At 73.3% G+C, this 10,733-nt stretch carries 11 protein-coding genes; 3 read left to right on the forward strand and 8 right to left on the reverse strand.

From position 1 onward, the window contains the following. Positions 1–253 (forward strand): hypothetical protein (locus ABT247_RS27505; protein ID WP_350747441.1); only part of this gene is annotated, 253 nt, incomplete at its 5' end. A 167-nt stretch (positions 254–420) separates the two neighbouring features. Here ABT247_RS27505 and ABT247_RS27510 read toward each other — a convergent pair. Beyond that, positions 421–1,425, reverse strand: coding sequence for a stage II sporulation protein M (locus tag ABT247_RS27510; protein WP_350747444.1), 1,005 nt, complete (start codon positions 1,423–1,425; stop codon positions 421–423). A 237-nt stretch (positions 1,426–1,662) separates the two neighbouring features. On the opposite strand from ABT247_RS27510, the gene ABT247_RS27515 reads away from it, so the two are divergent. Next, positions 1,663–2,646: an RDD family protein gene (locus tag ABT247_RS27515; RefSeq protein WP_350747447.1), complete on the forward strand. Its 984-nt coding sequence runs from the start codon at positions 1,663–1,665 to the stop codon at positions 2,644–2,646. A 25-nt stretch (positions 2,647–2,671) separates the two neighbouring features. Here the strand turns inward: ABT247_RS27515 and ABT247_RS27520 are convergent, their stop codons facing one another. From ABT247_RS27520 to ABT247_RS27550, 7 genes are all read right to left on the reverse strand, one after another. Next, positions 2,672–3,301, reverse strand: coding sequence for a hypothetical protein (locus ABT247_RS27520; protein WP_350747450.1), 630 nt, complete (start codon positions 3,299–3,301; stop codon positions 2,672–2,674). Positions 3,302–3,589: 288 nt separating this feature from the next. Continuing rightward, entirely contained in the window at positions 3,590–5,038 is a 1,449-nt protein-coding gene (ahcY, locus tag ABT247_RS27525) for an adenosylhomocysteinase (RefSeq protein ID WP_350747453.1), read from the reverse strand. Between the two features lie 337 nt (positions 5,039–5,375). Then, a complete protein-coding gene (locus ABT247_RS27530) occupies positions 5,376–6,353 on the reverse strand; it encodes a cation diffusion facilitator family transporter (protein ID WP_350747456.1) in 978 nt (325 codons plus the stop codon). Between the two features lie 113 nt (positions 6,354–6,466). Next, positions 6,467–7,711: an SIS domain-containing protein gene (locus tag ABT247_RS27535; protein ID WP_350747459.1), complete on the reverse strand. Its 1,245-nt coding sequence runs from the start codon at positions 7,709–7,711 to the stop codon at positions 6,467–6,469. A 71-nt stretch (positions 7,712–7,782) separates the two neighbouring features. Continuing rightward, positions 7,783–7,965, reverse strand: coding sequence for a Trm112 family protein (locus ABT247_RS27540; protein WP_030061300.1), 183 nt, complete (start codon positions 7,963–7,965; stop codon positions 7,783–7,785). A gap of 171 nt (positions 7,966–8,136) precedes the next feature. Beyond that, positions 8,137–9,522 (reverse strand): phosphomannomutase/phosphoglucomutase, encoded by a 1,386-nt coding sequence (locus tag ABT247_RS27545; RefSeq protein WP_350747462.1) that lies wholly within the window; start codon positions 9,520–9,522, stop codon positions 8,137–8,139. 210 nt (positions 9,523–9,732) lie between these two features. Next, positions 9,733–10,176: a DUF3499 domain-containing protein gene (locus ABT247_RS27550; RefSeq protein ID WP_502892513.1), complete on the reverse strand. Its 444-nt coding sequence runs from the start codon at positions 10,174–10,176 to the stop codon at positions 9,733–9,735. An 84-nt stretch (positions 10,177–10,260) separates the two neighbouring features. Between ABT247_RS27550 and ABT247_RS27555 the strand changes: the two genes are divergently transcribed. Then, positions 10,261–10,713: a metallopeptidase family protein gene (locus tag ABT247_RS27555; protein ID WP_350747468.1), complete on the forward strand. Its 453-nt coding sequence runs from the start codon at positions 10,261–10,263 to the stop codon at positions 10,711–10,713. Positions 10,714–10,733: the final 20 nt, after the last annotated feature.

The following is a 10,733-nucleotide window of genomic DNA, read 5'->3' on the forward strand; positions in this document are numbered from 1 at the left end:
CGTTGACTTTTGGCACGCTGTTGAGTTCTCAAGGAACGGACACTTCCTTCAGGCCGCCTTCCAGCGGACCCTCCGGGCGCTTCGTTCTTTCGTGTTTCCAGCTTATCAGATCTTCTCGGCCGTTCTTACCGGCTTCGTTTTCCCTGAATTCCCGCTGGCGGGTTTTCCTGCGAACTTCGCTCCGAAGCTTATCAAAGCTTTCGGTGTGCTCAGTTCGCGGGATTTGCTTCATCGGAGGGCGCGCATTTCGTGAAACGCGCTGGCCTCGATTTCGGCGGTGTCGTAGACACTAACGCCCGGGCCCGACCGTTGTCCAGTCAGTCCCAACCGTTCAAACCTACTAGCCCACCCCCACCACGTCAATGGTTTGGCCGGGATGAGAGGAGAGTAGCAGGTCAGAGGCCTGTTGATCACATCCGCTCAGGCCGCGACCGGCTGCAGGTCCGCCCGGTCGGCCGCGTCCACATCGCCGAACTCTCCACCCTCGGCGGCCCTCCGGCCCCACACCAGGGCGTACAGCAGGAAGGCCGCCTCGGCCAGCACCCCGATGGAAATGCGCATCCAGGTGGGCAGCCCGGACGGGGTCACGAACGCTTCGAGGACACCGGAGACCGCCAGCACGGTCGCCAGCCCCATCGACATTCCGATGATCGCCCGCCCCTGTTCCGCCAAGGCCACGGTGCGGGTGCGCGGGCCCGGGTCGATGACCGTCCATCCGAGGCGCAGGCCGAGGCCGCCGGCCACGAACACCGCGGTCAGCTCGAGCAGCCCGTGCGGGATCAGCAGGCCGAGGAAGACGTCGAGCCGGCCGGCGGAGGCCATCAAGCCCACACCGGCCCCCAGGTTGACCACGTTGGTCCACATCACCAACAGGACCGGAACGCCCAGCGCGATTCCGAACAGCAGGCACTGCACCGCGATCCAGGCGTTGTTCGTCCACACCTGCGCCGCAAAGGAACTGGCCGGCCGGTCCGAGTAGTACGCCTCGTACTGGCCTCCGGGGCGGGTCATCTCCCGTAGCTCGGCGGGGGCGATGAGACTGTTGCGGACCTCCGGGTGCGTCGCCATCCACCAGGCGAGCAACGCGGTGGCGACCATCGACACGACCGCCAGCGGTATCCACCAGCGGCGGGCGCGGTACAGCGCCGCCGGGAAGCTCACCGTGTAGTAGCGGGCGACGTCCTGCCATCCGTTGGTCCGGGCACCGGTCACCGCGCTGCGGGCCCGCGAGACCAGGCCGGTCAGCCGGCTGAGCAGGGCCGGGTCCGGCGCGGCGGCCTGGACCTTGGCCAGGTGGCCGGTGGCGCGCTGGTAGAGCCCCACCAGCTCGTCCGCCTCCTCGCCGGTGAGCCGGCGCCTGCGGGAGAGGGCGTCCAGCCGGGCCCACTCCCCCTGGTGGGTGGCGACGAAGACGTCCAGGTCCATTCGGCGGCTCCAAGATCGGCGACGGGCAGGTGGCGCGCGTGCGCGGTCGGACGGTGCGTGCGGAGTGCGGCCCAGCATGCCAGGAGCCGCCCGTCCTGCGGCCGCCGGGATCTCACTTCCCGTCCGCCCGCCGGGCGCCGTATGTTTGCGGCTGCGGATCGACGGCGGAGAGCGGGTCGTGGGGGCCGGTCCACTCGACCTCCCACCTCCCCGCATGAGCGTGAACGGACAGGTGTTTTGAGCGACCTGGTGACGGGTGAGGCGGTCGTCCTCGACCTCCAGACGGCGAAGCTTCCGAGCAGGGCCCTGGCAGTCGTGCTCGACCTGCTCGTCGAGTTCGCCGCCCTGTTCCTCGTCGCGGTCGTGCTGAGCGTCGCCCTGATCGACCTCGACAGCGCGGCGGCGGCCGCCGTACTGCTCGGCCTGATGGTGTTCTTCCTGGTCGGGGTACCGGTGATGGTCGAGACCCTCAGCCACGGGCGCTCGCTCGGCAAGGCCGCGCTCGGCCTGCGGGTGGTGCGCACCGACGGCGGGCCGGTCCGGTTCCGGCACTCGCTGGTGCGCGGGCTGGTGGGCTTCGTCGAGCTGATCGCGACCACCGGCGCCGTCGCCGCGATCACCTCGGCGGTGAACTCGGACGGCAAGCGGCTCGGTGACGTCTTCGCCGGGACGGTGGTCGTCCGCGAGCGCACCCCCGGTGCGGGCGGGCCGACCAATCCGCTCCCCCCGGTGCACCCGCAGCTCCTCCACGACATGGGCCGCGAGCTGGTCGCGATGGACCTGTCCGCGGTGCCCGAGCAGCTGTGGCTCGCCGTGCGGCAACTGCTCGGCAGGATCGGGCAGTTGGACCCGTCGGTGGCGCTCCGGATGGCCGTCGGACTGGCCGGGGACCTCTCCGCGAGGATCGGCCACCCGGTGCCGCCGGGGCTGCATCCGGCCGCCTACCTCGGCGCCGTCCTCACCGAGCGGCAGCGCCGGGAGTGGACGCGCGCCCAGCAGCAGTGGGCGGCGCAGGCGGCCGCCCGGACGGCCGTCGCGCACCAACCGCCCGCCCAGGCCCCCGTCCCGGCCCCCCACCAGCCGCCCGCCCAGGTCGCTACCCCGGCCCCGCACCACCCGGCCCCCCAGGCTCCGGACGCAGCGCCCGCCGCACCCGCACGCCCGGCGGCTCCGTCCTTCGACAAGCCCGCCCGCGACACCGGCTTCGCCCCGCCCGCCTGAGCCGGGCGCTCCCGCACTCCGGTCCCTACTCCCGGACCGGCCACGCGTTCGGCGGCGACTCCAGCTCCTCCAGCTCGATCCCCTCGGCCGCCAGCACCACGTCCCCCGCGAGGTGCACCACCTGCTGCTCCCCGGTCTCCAGGTCGGCGACCTGGTAGCGCTCGACCACCAGCGGCCCCGAGTCCGTCGGGTGGGTGTCGACCCCCTCCAGCAGCCAGCCCTGGTCGAAGGTGCGCGGCGCCAGCACCGGCTCGGTGAACGCCACCAGCCGCACCCGCGCGCTCGCCCCCTGCTCCAGCCGCAGCAACCGGGCGGTGGCGACCAGAAAGGCGGGCGAGCGCCCGGTGAAGCCGTGCGCCCGGTCATGGCCCTCCGCCGCCGCGGCACCACCCGGGTCCGCCGCGTCGGTGCGGACCCAGGCCACCCCGTCCACCGCCCCGCCCCGCACCTGCCAGCCCCCGGCCCGCAGCTCCATCCGCAGCGGCCGGGCCCGCGAGTCCAGCGTGAGGTCGACGCTGCCGATCACCCGGCCGTCCGGCGCGTAGGTCTTGGAGACGTACCGCCACCCGGCCGCCCCGGGCGCACAGCTGAAGCGCTCCTCTCCGAGCAGCACGTGGTCATGGGTGTCGTGGAGCGAGTACCGGCCATTGGGCATGCCCGAAGCCTACGTGCGCGCCCCCGTGCGACGTTCGGGGCCGGCAGGCCCGCCGCCCCGCAGCGGCTCGGCGCCCTGCCCCGGCTGCCCGCCCGCACCACGGCCCCGGGCCAGGACCCGGGCAGCCGGACCTCCGACGTGACCGTCCGCTGAGCCCCGCCCTGCCCGCGGACCTGGCCGCAACAGGGCCCGCGAACGGGCCCGCGAACGCGCCGGTGGCCGGCACCCGCCCAGGGGTGCCGGCCACCGGCGTTCAGCGCCCACCGCCCCAGCGGCGGCGGTACCGCATCAGTAGCGGTACTGCTCCGACTTGTACGGGCCCTCGACCGGAACGCCGATGTAGTCGGCCTGGTCCTGGGTCAGCGTGGTCAGCTTCACGCCCAGCGCGTCCAGGTGCAGCCGGGCGACCTTCTCGTCCAGGTGCTTCGGCAGCACGTAGACGCCGATTGGGTACTGCTCGGTCTTCGTGAACAGCTCGATCTGGGCGATCGTCTGGTTGGCGAAGGAGTTGGACATCACGAAGGACGGGTGGCCGGTCGCGTTGCCCAGGTTCAGCAGGCGCCCCTCGGAGAGGACGATGATGGTGCGGCCGTCGGCCTTGCGCCACTCGTGGACCTGCGGCTTGATCTCGGTCTTCACGACACCGGGGAGCTGGGCCAGGCCGGCCATGTCGATCTCGTTGTCGAAGTGGCCGATGTTGCCGACGATGGCCTGGTGCTTCATCCGCTCCATGTGGGAGGCCAGGATGATGTCCTTGTTGCCGGTGGTGGTGATGAAGATGTCGGCCGTCTCGACGACGTCGTCCAGGGTGGTGACCTGGTAGCCGTCCATCGCCGCCTGGAGCGCGCAGATCGGGTCGATCTCGGTGACGATGACGCGGGCGCCCTGGCCGCGCAGCGACTCGGCGCAGCCCTTGCCGACGTCGCCGTAGCCGCAGACGACCGCGACCTTGCCGCCGATCAGGACGTCGGTGGCGCGGTTGATGCCGTCGATCAGCGAGTGGCGGCAGCCGTACTTGTTGTCGAACTTCGACTTGGTGACCGAGTCGTTGACGTTGATCGCCGGGAACAGCAGCTTGCCGTCACGGTGCATCTCGTACAGGCGGTGGACACCGGTGGTGGTCTCCTCGGTCACGCCCTTGATGGTGGAGGCGACCTCGGTCCACTTGTTCGGGGTCTCCTGGAGGGTGCGGTTGAGCAGCTCGAGGATGATCCGGAACTCGTCGTTGTCCGCGGTGGACGGGTCCGGAGCGGCGCCGGCCTTCTCGAACTCGACACCCTTGTGGATCAGCAGGGTGGCGTCGCCGCCGTCGTCCAGGATCATGTTCGGGGTCTGGCCGTCAGGCCAGGTCAGCGCCTGCTCGGTGCACCACCAGTACTCCTCCAGGGTCTCGCCCTTCCAGGCGAAGACCGGCACGCCCTGCGGGTTCTCCGGGGTGCCCTCCGGGCCGACGGCGATGGCGGCGGCCGCGTGGTCCTGGGTCGAGAAGATGTTGCAGGAGCACCAGCGGACCTCGGCGCCGAGCGCCGTCAGGGTCTCGATCAGCACGGCGGTCTGGATGGTCATGTGCAGCGAGCCGGTGATCCGGGCGCCGGCCAGCGGCTGCGACTCGGCGTACTCGGCGCGGATCGCCATCAGGCCGGGCATCTCGTGCTCGGCCAGCTGGATCTCCTTGCGGCCGAACGGCGCCAGGGAAAGGTCGGCGACCTTGAAGTCACCGGTGATGTCGGTCGACATGCGTCTGCTCCTCGCTGATGGGGTGGGGCACGGGCCGAGGTCCGGATGTGTCGCGCGTGGCGGGCCGTACGGGTGCACGGCTACGCCGGGGCCGCCGGCTCCCTGGTGGGCGGACCGGCTCCCTGATGCGCAGCACAAACCGTCGGAGGACCTCTCTCCCTCGACCGGCGCACACCCTTTGGGTGCGGACCGCCGATCGACCGCCATCAGCAGCGACGTTCTGGCTCTGGTGACGAATCTACACCGGCGGCCCCGCCGACCGTCCTGCGATGACCGATTTCTGCCGCGGGAGCCGACCGCCGCTCGACCCGCGCACCAGCCGGGCGGGGGCGGACCGTCAGTGCCCCGAGCCGGGGCCGGGGCCGCCCGGGGTCGCGGCCGGGTCCTCGCCGGCGGCGGCCTTCTCGGCGCTGTAGACGTCCGGCTCCAGGTAGATCGCCCGGGCGATCGGGACGGCGGCGCGGACCCGCTCCTCGGCCGCGTCGATCGCCCGTGCCACCCGGGCGGCGCTGTCCTCGGCGTTGACGGAGATCTTGGCGGCGACCAGCAGTTCCTCCGGGCCGAGGTGCAGGGTGCGCATGTGGATCACCCCGGTGACCGCCTCGCCGTCCACCAGGGCGGCGCGGATCCGCCGCACCGACTCCCTGTCGGCGGACTCGCCGAGCAGCAGCGACTTGGTCTCCAGGGCGAGCACGACGGCGATCACCACCAGCAGGACGCCGATGCACAGGGTGCCGACGCCGTCCCAGACGCCGTTGCCGGTGATCACGGTGAGCGAGACGCCGAACAGCGCGAGCACCAGGCCGATCAGCGCACCGGTGTCCTCCAGCAGCACCACCGGCAGCTCCGGCGCCTTGGCGGTGCGGATGAACTGCACCCAGCCCTGCCCGCCCTTGGCCTTGGCGGACTCGCGCATCGCGGTGAGGAACGACCAGCCCTCCATCGCGATGGCGAAGACCAGCACGCCGACCGCCCAGGCCCAGGACTCCAGTGCCTCCGGGTGGCTGACCTTGTGCCAGCCCTCGTAGATCGCGAACAGGCCGCCGACGCTGAACAGCACGATGGCCACCAGGAAGCCGTAGACGTAGCGCTCGCGGCCGTAGCCGAACGGGTGCTCCTCGTCCGCCGCCCGGCGCGCCCGCCTGCCGCCGACCAGCAGCAGCACCTGGTTGCCGGAGTCGGCCACCGAGTGCACCCCCTCGGCCAGCATCGAGGAGGAGCCGGTGAAGCCGAAGGCGGTGAACTTGGCCGCCGCGATCGCCAGGTTCGCGGACAGCGCCGCGACCAGTGCCTTCGTCCCGCCCTCCGCGCTCATGCGCCCACCTCGCCGCGCCCGGCAGGGGCAGTCGCCCGTACGCACCCGTTGACGGTTCGTTCGTTTCGCTCGCTCACGCGGACAACTTAGCGGGCGCGGGCGGATCGCTGCTCTCAGGACTGCGCGGCGGCGAGCCCGAGGTAGACGGCGGCGAAGTCGGTGAGCGCGACCAGGTCGGCCAGCGCGTGCAGGGGGTCCGCGAGGGTGCTCGCGTACTCGGTCAGCCGGACGTCGTGGGCGGCGGCCAGCCGGTGCGCGCGGCTGACGCCGAAGCCGCGCGGGCGCTCGTCGTCCTCCGGCACCTCGGCCGGGCCTTCCTGCCCCTCCGGGGAGCCGTTGCCGGGCACGTGCCGCAGCAGCAGGACCTGGAGGTGCAGCGGGTCGGGCTCGTCGACCCGGTCGCGGAAGAAGTCGTCCGGGTCCGCGCCGGCGCCCAACTGGCCGGTGAACATGCCGCGGTGGGCGGTGAGCACCTGCGGCAGCGGACCGGCGAGCGCCGGGCGTCCGGCCCGGTCGGCCAGCTGGGCGGCGAACCTCGCGGCGGCCGCCCCGGCGATCGGGCCGTCGGCCCACAGCAGCGGGACCGTCCCGGCCAGCCGGGCGGCCAGCCCCTTCGCCGGGTTGGTGTACGCCGCGGCGTCCGGGCGGCAGCGCACGGCGGTGGCGTCCAGCAGGTCGGCGACGGCCGGCAGGGCGTCGTACGGCAGCTGGGTCAGGCCGAGCTTCTGGGCGAGCGCCAGCAGCGGGGTCAGGTGGGACCAGAGCGCGGCCGGGTCCTCGGGCGGAAGGTCCGGCTCCGCGGCCGGCACGGCCGGCAGGTCCTCCTCGGACCGCACCGAGGCCGTGTAGGGCAGCGGCAGCGCGCGGACCTGGAGCGCGGCCTCCGCCAGCGGACTGCCCGTCGGGGCGGTGACGACGACGGCGCAACCGCGCGCGTACGCCTGCTCGGCGAGGCTGATCAGGCCCTGCTCGCCGCCGTCGGCGGAGCTGACCACCAGCAGGTCGAGGGGGCCGGCCCAGCCGGGCAGCTGCCAGCCGAGCCCGGCGGTGAAGGCGGGCCGCGCACCGGAGCGGTCGCCGCGCGGGGCGGCGGCCTCGGTGGGCGGCAGCGGGAGAACCAGGCTGGCGGAGCCGGCCAGCACGGCCAGGATCTCGGCCGCCGTCAGGGCGCTGCCGTGTCCGGCGACCAGGACGGCACGCGGGCGGCCGTCCGGGCGCAGCCGGTCGAGGCCGGCCGCGTCGGCCTGCCGCAGCGCGGTGCGGACCCGGGCGCCGGCGCCGGCCAGGGCCAGCAGGGCGCGGTCGTGGTCGGCGCGCTGGAGGGCGGCCGGGTCGTCGAGCAGGGTGTCGTCCAGCATGCGGCGGGCCTCCGGCTGTCCTGTGGGCGCTGTCCTGTGCGGCGGGCGCGGATGGGGCTTCGCCCCCAGGATCAGGCCGGGCGGCGGGCCTCGTCCACCAGCAGGACCGGAATGCCGTCCCGGACCGGGTACGCGAGGCCGCAGTCCGCGCCGGTGCAGACCAGCTCGGGCTGCTCCTCGGTGCCGCCCTCGACGAGCGCGGCCCGGCACTGCGGGCAGACCAGGATCTCCAGCAGGAAGGATTCGAGCTTCATGGGGCTCTCCAAGGTTCAGGGGTGGCACGGAGGTGCCCCGGCCGATAGGCAACCCTACCGGCCGGGGCACCGGGGCCCGTGGTCAGGCGCGCCTCGCCGGACGCGCCCCGAGCCGGCGCGGTGCACCTCGACCTGGCGCGGTGCACCTCGACCTGGCGCGGAGCGTTCCGGTCAGCCGCGGACGATGGCGAGCACGCCGTCGCGCAGCTGCGCCATCCTCGCCGGGTCCTTGGCCTCGACGTTGAGGCGCAGCAGCGGCTCGGTGTTGGAGGCGCGCAGGTTGAACCACCAGTCGGGACCGGCCACGGTGAGCCCGTCCAGCTCGTCGACGGTGGTGCCCTCCACGCCGGCGTAGGCGGCGCGGACGGCGGCCGTGCTGGCGGCCTGGTCGGCGACGGTGCTGTTGATCTCGCCGGAGGCGGCGTAGCGGTCGTACTCGGCGGTCAGCGCGGAGAGCGTGCCCTCCTGGCCGCCGAGTGCGGCCAGCACGTGCAGCGCGGCCAGCATGCCGGTGTCGGCGCGCCAGAAGTCCCGGAAGTAGTAGTGCGCGGAGTGCTCGCCGCCGAAGACGGCGTCGGTGACGGCCATCTCCTGCTTGATGAAGGAGTGGCCGACCCGGGTGCGCACCGGGGTGGCGCCGAGCTCGCGGACCACCTCGGGGACGGTCCAGGAGGTGATCAGGTTGTGGATGATCGTCGGCTCGGTCTCGCCGGCGGCCTTGGCGCGGGCGATCTCGCGGGCGGCGACCAGCGCGGTGATCGCGGACGGCGAGACCGGCTCGCCGCGCTCGTCCACGACGAAGCAGCGGTCGGCGTCGCCGTCGAAGGCCAGGCCGATGTCGGCGCCGACCTCGCGGACCTTGGCCTGCAGGTCGACCAGGTTCTTCGGGTCGAGCGGGTTGGCCTCGTGGTTGGGGAAGGTGCCGTCCAGCTCGAAGTACATCGGGACGAGCTCGATCGGCAGGCCGTCGAAGACGGTCGGCACGGTGTGGCCGCCCATGCCGTTGCCGGCGTCCACCGCGACCTTGAGCGGGCGGATGGCGGTGAGGTCGACCAGGCCCAGCAGGTGGTCGGCGTAGCCGCGCAGGGTCTCCTGCGTCGAGAGCGCCCCGGGCTCCACGTCCTTGGCCGGGACGGTGACGGTGTCGTCCTCGGCGGTCCAGGACTCGACCAGCTCGCGGATCTCGGCCAGACCGGTGTCCTGGCCGACCGGCGCGGCGCCGGCCCGGCAGAGCTTGATGCCGTTGTACTGGGCCGGGTTGTGGCTGGCGGTGAACATCGCGCCGGGCAGGTCGAGCTTGCCGCTGGCGTAGTAGAGCTGGTCGGTCGAGCAGAGGCCGATCTCGACCACGTCGGCGCCGTAGGCCGCGGCGCCCTCGGCGAAGGCCCGGCTCAGCGACGGCGAGGAGGGCCGCATGTCGTGGCCGACCACGATCGCGGACGCGCCGGTGACCTGCACGAACGCGGCGCCGAAGGCCCGGGACAGGCTCTCGTCCCACTGGTCCGGGACGACACCTCGGACGTCGTACGCCTTCACGAGCTGCTTGAGGTCGCGCACTGCGGCTCCACCCTGGTTCTGTGCTGATCGATACGTCGGGCCACCCGCCCGTCCGTTCGACGGGGCGCGGTGATGTCAGACGGGCAGCGTACCCGGGCCGGGCGAAGGCTCCGTGCGGGGTGAGGGCTGCGGGGGTGCCCGACGGGCCCGGGGCGCGGCCGACGGGCGGCGCGTCCGGCGGGAGCCGCCGGACCGGCCGCGGGGCCGGTCCTAGTTGTCCGGCGAGCGCAGCACCCGGAGGTGGCCGCGGCGGCTGCCCTCGGTGGACTCGCCCTGGGGGGCGCGGCCCTGACGGGGCGTCTGGGGGCGGGCGGCCTCGCGCACGGCGTTGGCGAGCGCCTCCAGGTCGTCGCTGCTGCGGCGCAGCGGCCCGGCTTCGGCGGCGAGCCGGACGACCTCCCAGCCGCGCGGAGCGGTGAGCCGCTCGGCGTGCTCGGCGCACAGGTCGTAGCAGTGCGGCTCGGCGTAGGTGGCGAGCGGGCCGAGCACGGCGGTGGAGTCGGCGTAGACGTACGTCAGCGTTGCGACGGCCGGTCGGCCGCACGCGGTCCGCGAACAACGACGTACAGAGCTCACGAGGGTGGACGGTACCGCACTCCCCGCCGGGGAGCGAAGACCGCCTGTCCGGAGGGGGTGCCGTGTCGCCCGGCGCACGCTCGTCAGTGCGCCCGTCCCCCGGGCGTTTCCCCGCCGGAGTGGTCCACTTCCGACCGTCCAAGGACTACTCTCGGCAGTGATATGGACAGCTCCGCACCGCAGTCACCGACAGGGCCCTCGCGCCGCCCCCGGCACCGCGACCGGCACGGCAGGGGGCTGCGCGGCCCGCTGGCGCCGCCCCAGGTGCCGATCTCGCTCACCCGCTCCGAACTGTTCGACGACTACGTGCGCGAGTCGGTGGAACGGCTGGAGCGGCGTTGGCCGCAGCTGATCGAGGTGGAGTTCGCCGTCCAGGAGGTGCCGCTGCACGGGGCGGAGGGCGCCGACACCGAGGACGGGGTGCCGCTGGGCCGGGTGTCGCCGGGCGAGAAGGGCCGCAAGAGCCAGATCGTGGTGTACCGGCGGCCGGTGGAGATCCGGGCGAAGACCCGGGAGGACCGGGCGGCGCTGGTGCACGAGATCCTGATCGAGCAGGTGGCCGAGCTGCTGGGGCTGTCCCCGGACGCGATCGACCCGCGCTACGACGAGGAGTGACCGGCGGGGGCGGGCACCCG

The sequence above is a fragment of the Kitasatospora sp. NPDC001539 genome, from assembly GCF_040298565.1.
In the GTDB taxonomy this organism is placed as follows: Bacteria; Actinomycetota; Actinomycetes; order Streptomycetales; family Streptomycetaceae; genus Kitasatospora.